Origin of the sequence: Serratia sp. BNK-12 (assembly GCF_047456085.1) — a bacterium.
Classification (GTDB): domain Bacteria; phylum Pseudomonadota; class Gammaproteobacteria; order Enterobacterales; family Enterobacteriaceae; genus Serratia; species Serratia liquefaciens.
In genome coordinates this window covers 2,120,872-2,136,134 of record NZ_CP179896.1, presented here as the reverse complement: position 1 = coordinate 2,136,134, position 15,263 = coordinate 2,120,872, and the positions used below count along the sequence as shown (strand labels likewise).

The 15,263-nt window shown below is 52.3% G+C and carries 14 protein-coding genes; 7 read left to right on the top strand and 7 right to left on the bottom strand.

The features are described 5' to 3' along the window. The first annotated feature begins 33 nt into the window (after window positions 1–33). Complete coding sequence (gene cmoA / locus ACMGG1_RS09800) at window positions 34–777, top strand: carboxy-S-adenosyl-L-methionine synthase CmoA (protein ID WP_046373343.1); 744 nt, start codon at window positions 34–36, stop codon at window positions 775–777. Further along, window positions 774–1,745, top strand: coding sequence for a tRNA 5-methoxyuridine(34)/uridine 5-oxyacetic acid(34) synthase CmoB (gene cmoB / locus ACMGG1_RS09795; protein ID WP_128864711.1), 972 nt, complete (start codon window positions 774–776; stop codon window positions 1,743–1,745). Before cmoA ends, cmoB begins: the two co-directional genes overlap by 4 nt. A 51-nt stretch (window positions 1,746–1,796) precedes the next feature. Here cmoB and ACMGG1_RS09790 read toward each other — a convergent pair whose 3' ends face one another. Next, on the bottom strand, window positions 1,797–2,294 hold the full coding sequence (locus ACMGG1_RS09790; protein WP_232807799.1) for a hypothetical protein: 498 nt from the start codon (window positions 2,292–2,294) through the stop codon (window positions 1,797–1,799). A 336-nt stretch (window positions 2,295–2,630) separates the two neighbouring features. Between ACMGG1_RS09790 and ACMGG1_RS09785 the strand changes: the two genes are divergently transcribed. Next, entirely contained in the window at window positions 2,631–2,753 is a 123-nt protein-coding gene (locus tag ACMGG1_RS09785; RefSeq protein ID WP_259217537.1) for a hypothetical protein, read from the top strand. 570 nt (window positions 2,754–3,323) lie between these two features. Continuing rightward, on the top strand, window positions 3,324–4,418 hold the full coding sequence (locus tag ACMGG1_RS09780) for an acyltransferase family protein (RefSeq protein WP_128864713.1): 1,095 nt from the start codon (window positions 3,324–3,326) through the stop codon (window positions 4,416–4,418). A gap of 113 nt (window positions 4,419–4,531) precedes the next feature. Here the strand turns inward: ACMGG1_RS09780 and cutC are convergent, their stop codons facing one another. Beyond that, window positions 4,532–5,290 carry a copper homeostasis protein CutC gene (cutC, locus tag ACMGG1_RS09775; RefSeq protein WP_128864714.1) on the bottom strand — a complete coding sequence of 253 codons (759 nt, stop codon included), beginning with the start codon at window positions 5,288–5,290 and terminating at the stop codon, window positions 4,532–4,534. A 100-nt stretch (window positions 5,291–5,390) separates the two neighbouring features. Between cutC and ACMGG1_RS09770 the strand changes: the two genes are divergently transcribed. Beyond that, a complete protein-coding gene (locus ACMGG1_RS09770) occupies window positions 5,391–6,542 on the top strand; it encodes a MalY/PatB family protein (protein ID WP_414161335.1) in 1,152 nt (383 codons plus the stop codon). Here the strand turns inward: ACMGG1_RS09770 and ACMGG1_RS09765 are convergent. Beyond that, window positions 6,539–7,102, bottom strand: coding sequence for a VOC family protein (locus ACMGG1_RS09765; RefSeq protein WP_122079624.1), 564 nt, complete (start codon window positions 7,100–7,102; stop codon window positions 6,539–6,541). The genes ACMGG1_RS09770 and ACMGG1_RS09765 overlap by 4 nt on opposite strands. A 918-nt stretch (window positions 7,103–8,020) precedes the next feature. Here ACMGG1_RS09765 and argS point away from each other — a divergent pair. Then, window positions 8,021–9,751, top strand: a complete 1,731-nt coding sequence (gene argS, locus ACMGG1_RS09760) for an arginine--tRNA ligase (protein WP_020827278.1) — start codon at window positions 8,021–8,023, stop codon at window positions 9,749–9,751. A 71-nt stretch (window positions 9,752–9,822) separates the two neighbouring features. Here the strand turns inward: argS and murJ are convergent, their stop codons facing one another. From murJ to rimJ, 4 genes are all read right to left on the bottom strand, one after another. Further along, complete coding sequence (murJ, locus tag ACMGG1_RS09755) at window positions 9,823–11,358, bottom strand: murein biosynthesis integral membrane protein MurJ (RefSeq protein WP_041414637.1); 1,536 nt, start codon at window positions 11,356–11,358, stop codon at window positions 9,823–9,825. 121 nt (window positions 11,359–11,479) lie between these two features. Then, a complete protein-coding gene (locus ACMGG1_RS09750) occupies window positions 11,480–12,400 on the bottom strand; it encodes a Gfo/Idh/MocA family protein (protein ID WP_048760132.1) in 921 nt (306 codons plus the stop codon). Then, window positions 12,393–13,037 (bottom strand): YceH family protein, encoded by a 645-nt coding sequence (locus ACMGG1_RS09745; protein WP_414161334.1) that lies wholly within the window; start codon window positions 13,035–13,037, stop codon window positions 12,393–12,395. Before ACMGG1_RS09745 ends, ACMGG1_RS09750 begins: the two co-directional genes overlap by 8 nt. A gap of 9 nt (window positions 13,038–13,046) precedes the next feature. Then, window positions 13,047–13,631: a ribosomal protein S5-alanine N-acetyltransferase gene (rimJ, locus tag ACMGG1_RS09740; protein ID WP_020827282.1), complete on the bottom strand. Its 585-nt coding sequence runs from the start codon at window positions 13,629–13,631 to the stop codon at window positions 13,047–13,049. Between the two features lie 345 nt (window positions 13,632–13,976). Between rimJ and mdtH the strand changes: the two genes are divergently transcribed. Further along, window positions 13,977–15,182, top strand: a complete 1,206-nt coding sequence (gene mdtH, locus ACMGG1_RS09735; RefSeq protein WP_128864716.1) for a multidrug efflux MFS transporter MdtH — start codon at window positions 13,977–13,979, stop codon at window positions 15,180–15,182. Window positions 15,183–15,263 lie beyond the last annotated feature (81 nt).

Below are 15,263 nucleotides of genomic sequence, written 5' to 3'. Positions count from 1 at the left end.
ACGCCCCTTCGAATTCTGAACCGATTTTCCGCTATGCCAAACCGCGATACTCTTTTTTCTGCCCCGATCGCCAAATTGGGCGACTGGACCTTCGACGAACGCGTCGCTGAAGTGTTCCCTGACATGATCCAGCGTTCCGTTCCAGGCTATTCCAATATCATTTCCATGATTGGCATGCTGGCCGAGCGTTTCGTGCAGCCCGACAGTCGGGTTTACGACCTGGGATGTTCGCTGGGTGCAGCCACGCTGTCGATGCGGCGGAATATCAAGGTGGCGGGTTGCAACATCATCGCCGTCGACAACTCTCCGGCCATGGTCGAGCGCTGCCGCCGTCATATTGATGCCTTCCGCGCCGACACCCCGGTAGACGTTATCGAAGCCGATATCCTTGATATCAACATCGAAAACGCCTCGATGGTAGTCCTGAACTTTACCCTGCAATTCCTCGAACCCGCCGACCGCCTGCGCCTGCTGGAACAGGTTTACCGCGGTCTGCGCCCAGGCGGCGCACTGGTACTGTCGGAGAAGTTCAGCTTTGAAGATGCCGATGTCGGCGAATTGCTGTTCAACATGCATCACGATTTCAAACGTGCCAACGGTTACAGCGAGCTGGAAATCAGCCAGAAGCGCAGCATGCTGGAAAACGTCATGCTGACTGACTCCGTGGACGCCCACAAAGCCCGTCTGAAACAGGCCGGTTTTGAGCATGCGGAAGTCTGGTTCCAGTGCTTTAACTTCGGTTCACTGATCGCGTTGAAAGCGGGAGCCGCAGCATGATTGAGTTTGGCGATTTTTATCAACGCATCGCGAAAAGCAACCTCAGCCACTGGCTGGATACCCTGCCGGCACAGCTCAGCGCCTGGCAGCGCGAGTCGCTACACGGTAAATTCAAGCAGTGGTTTAATTCGGTTGAACATTTACCGGCACTGACCCCCACCCAGCTTGATTTGTTGCACGGCGTCCGTGCCGAGATGGAACCCCCTTTGTCGCCGGGCCAGTTGGAAGGCATTGAAAAGATGCTGCGCACCATGATGCCGTGGCGCAAAGGCCCGTTCTCATTGTATGGCATCGATATCGACACCGAATGGCATTCCGACTGGAAGTGGGATCGCGTATTACCGCACATTTCACCGCTGGCTGGACGCACCATTCTCGACGTCGGCTGCGGCAGCGGTTATCACCTGTGGCGCATGGTTGGCGCGGGTGCGCATCTGGCGGTGGGCATAGATCCGATGCAGCTGTTTCTGTGCCAATTCGAAGCGGTGCGCAAGCTGTTGGGCGGCGATCAACGCGCCCACCTGTTGCCGCTCGGTATTGAGCAACTGCCTGAGCTGGCCGCTTTCGACACGGTATTTTCAATGGGCGTGCTGTACCATCGCCGCTCACCGCTGGACCATTTGTATCAGTTGAAAAACCAGCTGGTTTCCGAAGGTGAGCTGGTATTGGAAACGCTGGTGGTGGAAGGCGATCGCCATCAGGTTCTGGTACCCGGTGACCGCTACGCGCAAATGCGTAACGTCTACTTTATTCCGTCAGCCGAAGCATTGAAATGCTGGCTGGAGAAGTGCGGTTTCGTCGACGTTAAAATCGCCGACATGTGCGTCACCAGCACCGAAGAGCAACGCCGTACCGATTGGATGACCAGTGAGTCACTGGCCGAATTCCTTGATCCACAAGACCCGAGCAAAACCGTCGAAGGCTACCCCGCGCCCTTGCGTGCCGTACTGGTAGCCAAGAAGCCCTAAAGTGAAAAACGTCAACACCTCGTCCCTATCGGGGTGATGACGTTACGCCCGTTATTTTCGCCAGGCCTCCAGCAAGTCCTTTTCCAGCACGCCGCTGGATTTGCATTCAAAGGGTTTCACTTTGTCATTGCCATCCGCAGCCGTCAGCCCGGCAACCCCGCTAACCTGCACCATGACATGACTTCCCTCCCCGGCGCTATAAATCTGCACCAGTATTCGATATTCCTCCGTCAGATTTGACGGGGTCGCCTGGTCGGTGCAATCCAGATAAAGCCCCGCCAGTTCGGCCTCGCTCCCGGCAGCCCCGATAACGCCAAGGCGACTGTCGGTCAACGTTGGGGTTATCCCTTTCGCGCTGAAAATGGCCAGGGTGCGCGTGAACAGTTCATCCGGTTTTCGGTTACCGATCAGGCTGCCGTCATCGGCTGCCGAAGGAACGGATGCATCACCTGTCGTGCCCTCGGCAGGTTGATTACCGGCTTTTGTCGGCCCATACACCGACACGCAACCTGTCAGCATCAGCAATGCGATAGCGGTTAGTCGTCTCATCGCCATTCACCTGTAATACAAAGAGGCACAGGCGCTTAAACAACAAATCAGCGATACAATCATCAGATAACGCATGCCACTCTCCTTAGCGGTAATAAGCTGCGACGCAGCCGGACAATGCAAGACAGGCCATCAACAACAAAATCAAATAACACTTCATGACTCCTCCATAACCGTACAAATCCCTGTGTTTTATGCAGCCATGTGAACTGGCTGACGACAGAGATTATTGCACTTGTTATGGCGCCGTCATTGGACGCCATCAGTGCCAGCGCTGACAGGGCAAGGTCGTCGAGGATCATGGAAATGAAATGTGGCATTGAAGATGCTCAATCTATGACTGACGGCTGGCACTTGCGTAGCGAGATCAACCTGTTTCATGACGACGCAACCTGCTCTTCGGTAAATCGCATCATCCTCATCGATCCTTCCGCTAAATGGTACGAAGATCATGCCTAAATGACGTCTCTGAATTGAGCTGGATTTCAGTCAGGATCACACGCCTAACAGTTTAATAATCAATCAAAACGTAAATATAGTCGTCAAACCAAAGGCTAACTAATGAAACTGGGGTTTACGCGCTGAAGCTGTAAAGTAGAGCGCAGTCTATAAAAACAAGCTCAACTACAGAATCCACTTCAATAATTTAATAATAAATCAATACATTAAAATCAATCCAACTCTGCATTCCTGAGATGCCCATCATTACCCGCAGTTTTTCAATGGATACCATACTGGCTAAAGTCTGATTTTTATAATTACCAGTCTTTCCCATTGACGAGGACAAAAAAACAAGAATCAAAATAATCCTAAGAATTTTCCTATATATCAATCACTAAAAATTTTCAAAAATACCATTGTAATTAACAATTTTCCTACTAAGATTTAACTTTAAATTTAAAAAATGAATCAGGAACAATGATATGTAATTAGTTCACAACCTATAGAGAGCAAAAATTTATGTTTGAATTTCTATTTTTAATAATTTATTCAAATGAATTAGAAACATAGTGCACGAGGACTTATAAGATGAAAAGGCTCGAACTTTTGGATTACGGACGTTTATTCGCTGCATTAATGGTTGTTCTTTATCATTATACATTCAATGGCATAAGCAATGGAAAAGTTTACTCCATTGACTTAATAACCAGCATATCAAACATTACAAAATATGGATATCTAGGTGTTGAGCTATTTTTTATGATCAGCGGATATGTAATATTTTATTCAGCTAAAAATAGAAGTGCAGCTAAATTCGCGACTTCTCGTGTCATACGACTTTACCCGGCCTATTGGTTTGCAATTCTCTTCACATCGTTGTTTGCGTTTTTCCTCGGCGGAAACTCAATGTCCGTAAATATTAAGGAAATCCTTATCAACCTCACCATGCTACAATCATTAATCGGTGTTGATAATGTTGACGGAGTTTACTGGACTCTAATATTTGAATTGAAATTTTATCTTTTTATATTTGCCATACTACTATTTGGGCTTAATAAGCATTTGGAAAAAATCATTGTCGCCTGGGGTGTAGTAATAATAATATCTTATTTTTTCGGCATGGAGAATCGTGTTTATCTTGGCGGATTTTATGGTTACTTTGTTTCCGGCGCCTTATTTGCAATGTTAAGAGAGCGTTTTACCCTACCAAGATTTTTAGTAATCACCTTCCTATATGTAATCAGTACTCTTTACATTACAAATCGCGTTGAGAGCACAGGAAACATCGTTTCCCCTGGTCATTCTCCTTATATCATCACAGCGGTAATAACATTGTTCTATCTATTTTTCTTCTTTCAGAACACTACAGCATCTGAAAAACTTAAATTAAAAGGTTCAAAATTAGCCGGGGCATTAACATATCCCGTATACTTAATTCATGCCCACTTTGGATATATGATGCTAAATAAATTCGCAACAAATGAAAATAAAATATTCGTCTACATAGCAATTATAACAACCGTTTTCATTATTGCCAGCCTGATGCATTTTATCATCGAAAAAAGACTGTCATTCGTTTGGAAGGCTTTATTTTCCACAGTTATAGAAAAACCCGTAACTCAAGCTCAAATTTATATCGACGCCGTTATTGCATCGCTAAGCAAAAAAAGGAAAATAGCTTAATCAACATTAAGCATAAAACTCCCAGTGACTTACTCTCGTGCATATAGTAAGCGTTAACCTCCATAAGCTCACCGGGCTTATAATATACTCCCACATTTCGCGCAAAGTGCTTGTCAGGCACTTTGCGCGAAAGGATCTACCAGAGCCAGCGAGTTTTTCATCGCTTCTACCATCTCGCCATCCACGCAATAGTGGCTGAACTCGTCAAACTCGCTGTCGGAACACATGGTGACACCCGCTTTACGATAGCGCATGGTCGAAGGCACCGCATGGCCGGAGGAGCTGTGCAGCTCCTGAATACCGATATCGACAAACTTGTGCAGGTTGCTGAGCCGCACGCCGGCACCGGCCATAATCACCGGTCCCTGGCTGGCCTGCACCAGATCGCGCAGTAAGGGCAATCCCAATTCCGCATTTTGCTGCTGGCCTGAGGTGAGTATCCGCGCCACGCCCAACTGCGTCAGTTGATCGAGCGCCACCAGCGGATTTTGGCACATGTCGAAAGCGCGGTGGAACGTCACCGCCATATTACCGCTCAAACGCATCACTTCTTGCATGCGCGGCAGATCGATATGCCCTTCTTCATCCAGCATGCCCACCACCACACCGGCAAAGCCCATATCGCGGATCTGGGCAATATCATGCTTGATAACGTCAAAATCCACCGCACCGTAGCAAAAATCCCCACCGCGTGGACGAACAATAGGGTGCACCGGCACACCGATCCTGTCGCGTGCCAGACGTAAAGAGCCATAGCTTGGCGTCAAGCCGCCCTCACTTTGGCTGGCACATAACTCTATACGATCGGCACCTGCCCGCTCGGCCGTCAGCGCGCAATCGACGCTATAGCAGCAAACTTCCAGTTTAATCATTGTCACCCCCAAATGACGGCTAACTTGCGACGGCCATTGTTAATTTTTCAATTTCTCATTTAGGCTCATAGTAAGCATAAGCCAGCTCAGGGTAGTAACTATGGCATTCAATTTTGATCTATGGGTAGACCGCAGTCACAGTGACAGCGTTAAGTGGGATAAATATCGCGGCCGCGACGTTATTCCGCTCTGGGTTGCCGATACCGACTTCCCGTCAGCGCCGGCAATTATTGATGCCTTGCAGCAACGCGTCGCTCATGCCGTATTCGGCTACGGTCATCCCTCCCCTGAGCTGATTGAGGTTTTTACCCGCCGTATGCTAGAGCGCTACGGCTGGCATATCAATCCTGAATGGCTGGTTTTCCTGCCTGGCCTGGTTTGCGGCCTGAATTTATGCGTGCGGGCTTTTACCACCGAGGGAGAAGGCACTCTGGCCCCCTCGCTAATCTACCCGCCGTTTCGTAAAGCAGCGAAATTTGCCGGCCGCACGCAGCTAGCGGTGCCGTTGACGCTGCAGGACCGGCGCTGGCTATTGGATTTTAGCGCTGTCGAAGCACAGCTCAGCGGTGCAGAGAGATTATTGATGCTGTGCAACCCGCAAAACCCGGGCGGCACCGTCTACCGCAGACAGGAGCTGTTGCAACAGCATGAGTTTGCCAAAAACCATAATCTGGTTGTTTGTTCAGATGAAATTCATTGCGATCTGTTGCTTGAACCGGGTTGTGAACACATCCCCTTCGCCACGTTGAATGATGATGCCGCCCAGCGCAGCGTCACGCTGATGTCGCCGTCGAAAACCTTCAATATCGCCGGTCTTGGTGCCTCAATGGCAATTATTCCCAACCCGGAGCTGCGCAAGAAGCTGGTCCGAGCGCGCAGCGGTATTGTGCCGGAGGTGGATGTGCTCGCATTGGTTGCTGCGCAGGCCGCTTACCAACATGGGCAAGAGTGGCTGGACGAACTGTTGGTTTATCTACGCGCAAACCGTGATTGGGTGATCGAGCGTATTAATGCCATGCCAGGGCTGGCACTGCAGCCCATCGAAGCCACCTATCTGGCCTGGATAGACTGCAGCCAACTGCCGGTCGATAACCCGCACGCCTTCTTTGAACAGGCCGGCGTAGGATTAAGCCCGGGTCTGGATTTTGGCAACCGGCATTTTGTTCGTTTGAACTTTGGCTGCCGGCGCGAACTGCTCAGCCAGGCGCTAGACCGCATGCTGCTGGCCACCCGCTCGCTGCAGCCCAATTAACCCTGTTCGCTGGCGACAATGTCCCGGATGGAATAAGGATGGAATTTGATCGTCACGGTGCCGTCGGTGATCGCCAGCGTTGGATTCGGTAAACGTTCGCCTTCTCCCTTTGGTGAGCTTTGTTTCAGTTTGATGCCCGGAGCCAGCAGCGCTTCATCCGGCAGGTGGGCCAACGCACGCGCATAAAGCGTGGCCGGTTCGCCGCTAAGCACCAGCTCTACGTGTTCCCAACCTTCGTGCGGATAGCGCTTGTCTCCGGGATAAGGCAGCTCCACGCAGTCGATCTGCCAAGGCCCCACCTTAAGTGGCTGCTGAAGATCAAACAGGCAAATCGGACGGCCATTGATCATCGCCTCTGACAGCAGTGAACCACACTGCTCTAACCCCAGTCGCCAGCGTTCAGCGGTAGTGTTTTGATGGCAGCGCAGCGAAACGTGGTCTGCAGTGAACTGGGACAGATCCAGCTGCAGTTTTTCAGCAAACTGGCTCAGCGCCTGCTCAAAACGCGGCAGATCCAGCGCTAAATCGTGAAGTTCGGCAATGGCCGGAAAGCTAGTCATAGGGTCCTCGAAACAACAAAAGCGGTTTTCAGGGGGGTAATTTACACGCCTGAGACGTTGCTATCCACCTGACCGGTCCGGGAAACTGAAATTTTTAACCTCAAAATGCGCAGGGTAAAATGCCCTCCCGTGAAGTCCGGCCAAAGTACAAAAGGAGTATTAACGCAGAAGCTATTATCTGCTTCATTTGACATCAGCCAAGATCCAATTTCAGATGAAAGTTAACGCATAAGTTTATAGCTTTTTCTTATGATTGACGGATTGAGAATATTACTAACTTATTAAGCCTGATAATTCACCTGTTCTGGTATTCATATATGCTTAAAAAATAGTTAACGCTAGCGTAGTAAAAAGGCCATAAAAAATACGTGAAAATAAAAAAAACAATAAATACAATGATTTATATAAATTTATTTTATTTGCAATCTGAGAATCTTCCTAAACATCCCGTGGGTAATTGCGTGAAAATATCAATTAGGCTACTTTAGTGAAAATTGAGCCGGAGACGATCCTTTATGTTCCTTTTAATAATATCCCTGTTATTAGTGATTATTGCCGCCTATGCGATATACCGTCACTTCAAATCACGTCGCAATAATACGCTGGACGCTGGGCGCAGAAACAAAAAACACTAAGTTTGCTATTTGATTTTTCCATGAGCTTATTCTTTTTGTCCGTCTGAATTATCCGCTCCGTGACCCATTCTCCTCGCCCCTTCGTGGGCCAGCCACGATGCAATGCCTTATCACGCCGTCTTTCACCTTCCCCCGCGCCAACTGCTGACGTAACCCATCAGATCGGTTACAATTACAGGCTGTTTTGTGGTGGGTCGGCGTGTTGACGCGTGGCCAGTAAAACCACCTTTGAATCCCGCAGGGGCATGGCATACGGCCCCTCGTTCGTCATTAAGGTAACCCGGTGAATATTCAGGTTCTTCTTTCAGATAAAGTCAGCCAGGCGCTGATTGCCGCAGGCGCGCCAGCCGATTGCGAAGCGCAGGTCCGTCAGTCCGCAAAAGCGCAGTTTGGCGACTATCAGGCCAATGGCGTGATGTCCGTTGCCAAGAAACTCGGCATGCCGCCACGCCAGTTGGCGGAAAAAGTGGTGCAACTGCTTGATCTCGGCGACGTCGCCAGCAAAGTGGAAATTGCCGGTCCAGGCTTTATCAATATCTTCCTGAACAGCGACTGGGTCGCGCAGCAAACTGATTTGGTGCTTGGCGCGCCAAAACTGGGCATTGCTCCCGTCAAACCGCAGACCATCGTGATTGACTACTCTGCGCCCAACGTGGCGAAAGAAATGCACGTCGGCCACCTGCGCTCCACCATTATTGGTGACGCTGCGGCACGCACTCAGGAATTCCTGGGGCATAAAGTGATCCGCGCCAACCACGTGGGTGACTGGGGTACCCAGTTCGGCATGCTGATTGCCTATCTGGAAAAAATGCAGAACGAAAACGCCAGCGATATGGGCCTGTCCGATCTGGAGCAGTTCTATCGTGAAGCAAAGAAACACTATGATGAAGACGCCGAGTTCGCCGAACGCGCCCGTGCCTACGTGGTAAAACTGCAAGGCGGCGATCAATACTGCCTGAAGATGTGGCGTAAGCTGGTCGACATCACCATGGCGCAGAATCAGCTGACCTATAACCGCCTGAACGTCACCCTGACCGAAGACGATGTAATGGGTGAAAGCCTGTACAACGCGATGCTGCCGGGCATCGTGGCCGATCTCAAGGCCAAGGGGCTGGCGGTAGAAAGCGAAGGCGCCACCGTGGTGTTCCTCGACGAATACAAGAATAAAGACGGCGAGCCTATGGGTGTCATTATCCAGAAGAAAGATGGCGGCTACCTGTACACCACCACCGACATCGCCTGTGCAAAATACCGCTATGAAACTCTGGGCGCCGACCGCGTGCTCTACTACATCGACTCACGCCAGCATCAACATTTGATGCAGGCCTGGACCATCGTGCGTAAAGCCGGTTATATCCCAGACTCCCTCTCGCTGGAGCACCACATGTTCGGCATGATGCTGGGTAAAGACGGCAAGCCGTTCAAAACCCGTTCAGGCGGCACGGTGAAACTGTCCGATCTGCTGGATGAAGCGGTCGATCGTGCAGGCAAGCTGATCGCCGAGAAAAACCCGGACATGCCAGCGGAAGAGATGCAAAGCCTGGCCAATGCCGTAGGCATTGGTGCGGTTAAATACGCCGACCTGTCGAAAAGCCGCACCACCGACTATATCTTCGACTGGGACAACATGCTGGCGTTTGAAGGCAATACCGCGCCTTACATGCAATATGCTTATACCCGTGTGGCTTCCGTATTCAAACGTGCCGGTGTCGACGAAAGTAATCTGACCCTGCCGCTGGTGATGACCGAAGAGCGCGAAATTGCGCTGGCGACCCGCCTGCTACAGTTTGAAGAAGTGATCACCACCGTGGCGCGCGAAGGTACCCCGCACGTGATGTGTAGCTACCTGTACGATCTTGCGGGCCTGTTCTCCGGCTTCTACGAGCACTGCCAGATCCTGAATGCAGACAGCGAAGAAGCGCGCCAGAGCCGCCTGAAGCTGGCACTGTTAACCGCCAAAACGCTGAAAATCGGTCTGGATACGCTGGGTATCGAAACCGTCGAACGTATGTAAGTCATCACGCTTAATACGAGAAAGGGTCGCCGAGGCGACCCTTTTTATATTCTGAAAGTGGGAAAGCCCAGTTACGCCACTCGCCGAGCAAAATCGCGCGGACGGAAACCCAAGCCTGCCAATACGCCGAAGTAAGCCACAATACCTGCTACCACTACCACTGCCAGACGCAGCAGGCGTGCCAGCATATTGCCCTGATCCCAGGCAGGCATCAGCCACATCACTCCGACCAATACTACCGACATCACGATCACCGCAATCACCAGTTTAGTCAGGAACAGAGCCCAACCCGGTTGCGGGTGGAAAATCTTCTGCTTGCGCAACTGCCAATACAGCAGCGAAGCGTTAATACAGGCTCCCAGACCAATCGACAGCGAAAGCCCCGCATGCTTTAACGGACCGATAAACATCAGGTTCATCACCTGGGTTAAGATCAACGTGATAATGGCAATCTTAACCGGCGTTTTAATGTCCTGACGCGAATAGAACCCTGGCGCCAACACCTTCACGACGATCAATCCCATCAGTCCCACCGAATAGGCCACCAGCGCACGCTGGGTCATGGCGGCATCGAAGGCGTTGAACTTGCCGTACTGGAACAAAGAGACGGTCAGCGGCTTGGCCAGAATGCCCAGAGCTATGGCGCTCGGCAGCGCCAGCAGGAAGCACAGGCGCAGCCCCCAATCCATCAAACGCGAATATTCATCGTGGTTGCCGCTGGAAAAACTTTTCGCCAGCGACGGCAACAGGATGGTTCCCAGCGCCACGCCCAGTACGCCGGAGGGGAATTCCATCAGGCGGTCGGCATAGTACATCCAGGATACCGAACCGGAGACCAGGAAGGAGGCGAAAATGGTATTGATGATCAGTGAGATCTGGCTGACCGAGACGCCGAAAATGGCTGGCCCCATCTGACGCATCACTCGCCATACGCCCGCGTCGCCAAGCTTGAGGCGCGGCAGCACCAGCATGCCGATCTTCTTCAGATGCGGGAGCTGGTAGCCCAATTGCAGCACGCCGCCCACGACGACCGCCCAGGCCAGCGCCATCACCGGCGGATTGAAGTAAGGTGCGGCAAACAGCGCGAACCCAATCATGCTGACATTAAGCAACGTCGGCGCAAACGCCGGGATCGAAAAACGGTTCCAGGTATTAAGGATTGACCCCACCAATGACGCCAGCGAGATCAGCAGAATATACGGAAAGGTCACCCGCAGCAGCGACGAGGTCAACGCGAATTTGTCCGGTGAATCGACAAAGCCCGGCGCGGTAATGTAAATCACCCATGGGGCGGCCAGCATCCCCAACACCGTCACCACGGCCAACACCAGCGTCAGCAGTCCGGAAACGTAAGCGATAAAGGTACGCGTTGCTTCTTCTCCCTGCTGGCTTTTGTATTCGGCCAGGATCGGGACAAAGGCTTGCGAAAAGGCCCCCTCGGCGAAGATGCGCCGCAGCAGGTTAGGCAGTTTGAACGCCACGAAGAAGGCGTCCGTTGCCATACCGGCACCAAATACCCGCGCCACGATGGCGTCACGGGCAAAGCCCAGCACCCGTGAAAACATCGTCATAGAGCTGACGGCTGCCAGTGATTTTAGTAGGTTCATGTGGTTTTTTGATGTGCCCTGTAAATGTCGACGCCTGCATCAGCAGGCGTCAGTAAAACTATCGGCTAAGTTTACCCGTACGTCGCAGAATAGCTACTCTCATATGTTACATGGAGTTATGTTACAAATTGGCGTCTCGCAACAGGCGTTCAATCACCCGCTGGGCAGCGATCGCCTGCTCTCCGGCAGTTTCCGGCAGCGTTTGGTTACTGACGGAGGCAAGGAAATGACGGATCGCGCCGTCAAAACCGCGCTGCGCCAGCGTGGTTTGCCAGCCGGGTGCCGGCTGTTCCAGCACGCCTTGTGAATCTTCCCGCAGCCACTGACGCATATCGTTTACTTGATAGATTGCGCCATCCGTTACCGCCTGTACGCTTTCGCGCTGGCTGCCGGCCCGACGATGCATACTGGTGGTCACCAGCGTTTCTCCGCATTCAAAATGGTGTTCGGCATAAACCAACTCACCGACATCGTTAATGCGCAGACTACCGCTAAGCCGTTGCCCAGCGTCGCCGCCCAACCACAGTGCGGTGTCCACCACGTGCAGGTAATCGTCCAGCAGGGTAAAGCGCGCATCGTTGGGTCCGACGCTGTCGGCACGATGTTTATCCATACGAATCGACGCCGGTTGGTTCATATCCTGCTTCAACTGACGGTACAGCGGTGCAAAGCGACGGTTAAAGCCAACCATCAGCGCCTTGCCCTGTTTTTCAGCCAGGGCCAGTAGCTGTTCGCCCTGTTCCACGGTCTCCGCCAGCGGCTTGTCGACATAAACGTGAACGCCATATCGCAGCAGCTCGCCAATCACCTGAAAATGGCTGGCGGTGCTGCTGTGAACGAACACCGCATCACACTGCTGCGCCAGGCTGTCGAGCCCCGAAAAACAGGCCATGCGATAGCTGTCACAAATGGGCTGTGCCTTTTGCTGATTCGGGGAGAAACCGCCGACTAACGTCCAGTCTGCCGCCTGGCTGAGGATCGGCAGATAAGCCTTTTGAGCAATACCGCCCAACCCCACCACGCCAACGCGTAATTTACTCATGCGATCCCCGCTCCAATAACGCCTGCACTTGCTGTTTAAGCTGCGCCACTTCGTTTTCCAGCGTACTCACTCGCTCGTGTAAATCGCTGTCATTGGCCGTTGATGCTTCCGCAGGTGCCTCGTCAATCTGGCCGCTGAACAAATGCATAAACCGGCTTTCACGTTTGCCCGGCTCCCGCGCCAGCCGCACCACAAAGGGGCCATCCTCACGCGCACTCAGTTGCGCCAGCACCTGCTCCACTTCGGTAACATCATTAAATTCATGCATGCGGTTGGTTCGGGTACGCAATTCCCCAGGGGTTTGCGCGCCACGCAGCAGTAAAGTGGCGATCACCGCCAATTCAGCGGCGTTCAGCTTGAGCTGACCAAACTCTGAATTGCAAAAACGCTGTTCATATTTGACCACCCGATTGCCGAAACCGCTCAGGGTGCGCAAAAAGTGTTTCTTTAACAGCAGATCGAGAACCTGCTGAACTTCGTTTTCAGCTAGCTCCATCACCGGTTCACGGTTGGTTTTCTGATTGCAGGCCAGGGTGATGGCATTGAGAGAAAGAGGATACTGGTCCGGGGTGGTCACCTGCTTTTCCAGCATGCAGCCAATCACCCTGGCTTCTTTAGCGCTTAATTCATATTTCATTATTTTGCCTCAGCGTGGCGGTAGCCATTCTTTATTGGTTAAAGCTGTCAGTACGTGATCCTGCCACTGCCCGTCGATCAGCAGATAATCCTTGGCATAACCCTCACGTTCGAATCCCAGACGGGTCAGCAGTGCGCCGCTGCGCTGATTGTGCGGCATATAGTTGGCCATGATGCGGTGCATACGCTGCTGGCGCAGCATATAGCGGATGGAGGACTGCAACGCTTCAAACATCAGCCCCTGGCCCTGCCATTTCTCGGCCAGAGAATACCCGAGGAAACAGGCATGGAATGAGCCGCGCAGCACGTTGCTGAAGTTGGCCACGCCGCGCACTTCATTTTCTTCCGGATCGAGCAGGATAAAATAGTAGGCGCTGCCCTGCTTTTGCATTTCAGTGATCATCCCCAGCCGCGCTTGCCAGCCGGAAGGATAACAGTGGCTTTCATCCCGAACCGGTTCCCAGGGTTTAAGGAAGCTTCGGTTTTCGGCATAGTATTCCGCCAGCCGGTAGGCATCACGTTCATGAACTAAACGGACAACCAGTCGGTCGGTGGTGAGGCGTACTTTTGGTGATGCAGAGCGGTAGCCAAACATCATTTCCCCCGCGGTCAGAACGGTTCGATAAGAAGTATTTATTGGGCGCACGTTTGGACAATAATCCGGCGACGAACCTATTCTGAGCCATTATTTCTCAACCATCGGCGCAGAACCGCACTTACCCTCATTTAATATAACCGCAGCCTGGCCCAGAGGTAAAATCCCGGCAGCTCAGTAAATAAGCGATTAGTCATTTTACGACTATTTTCGTGCCGTTTTGCCGCGCAGGTAACGTATTGACGATAAAAAAATATTATCTATCCCGCCCCTATCGGCAATACGGGATTGGGTACACACTAGAGCGGTTGCACTCCTCTCCCTCTTAATTGCTCGTGGTGAAGCATGTCTCTGGTATCGCAAGCGCGGAGCTTGGGTAAATATTTTCTATTACTCGATAATCTGTTGGTGGTTTTAGGCTTTTTTGTGGTCTTCCCGCTTATTTCGATTCGCTTTGTCGATCAGCTTGGCTGGGCGGCGGTGGTGGTCGGCGCAGCGCTGGGATTACGCCAGTTGATCCAGCAAGGCCTTGGGATCTTCGGGGGCGCGATAGCCGACCGATTCGGCGCCAAACCGATGATTGTCACCGGCATGCTGATGCGCGCGGCAGGCTTCGCCACCATGGCGATGGCCGACCAACCCTGGATACTGTGGTTCTCGTGTGCCCTGTCCGCCCTCGGCGGTACGCTGTTTGATCCGCCGCGTACCGCATTGGTGATTAAGCTTACCCGCCCGCATGAACGCGGCCGTTTTTACTCGCTGCTGATGATGCAAGACAGCGCCGGTGCGGTCATCGGCGCCCTGATCGGCAGTTGGTTACTGCAGTATGATTTTCACTTTGTCTGCTGGGTCGGTGCGGGCATTTTTGTGCTAGCGGCGGGCTGGAATGCCTGGTTGCTGCCGGCATACCGAATTTCTACCGTTCGCGCCCCCATGAAGGAAGGCATGATGCGTGTCCTGCGCGATCGCCGCTTCCTGACCTATGTACTGACCCTGACCGGTTACTACATGCTGTCGGTACAGGTGATGTTGATGCTGCCGATCGTCGTCAATGAAATCGCTGGTTCACCGACGGCGGTGAAATGGATGTATGCCATTGAGGCCGCACTGTCGCTGTCACTGCTCTACCCGATCGCGCGCTGGAGCGAAAAACGTTTCCGTCTGGAGCAGCGGCTGATGGCCGGGCTGTTGCTGATGACCCTCAGCCTGATCCCGGTCGGGCTGGCTTCCAGTCTTCAGGGCGTATTTACCCTGATTTGCTGTTTCTATCTCGGCTCCATCATCGCCGAACCAGCGCGTGAAACCCTCAGCGCTTCGCTAGCAGATCCGCGCGCACGCGGCAGTTATATGGGATTCAGCCGGCTTGGTCTGGCGCTGGGCGGCGCTGTGGGTTATACCGGTGGCGGCTGGATGTACGACACCGGCCATGCGGTTGGCATGCCGGAACTGCCCTGGATACTGCTTGGCATCGTGGGACTGATAACCCTATTCGCCCTTTATTGGCAGTTCAATCCACGCAGCATCGCATCGGAAGCGCTGCCCGGCGGCTGAGATTTTTCTCTAAGTTGCCAGAAAATCAGCCGAATTACCCACAGCTGCTATCCTGATAGTAAAAACATAAACGGGAGAAGT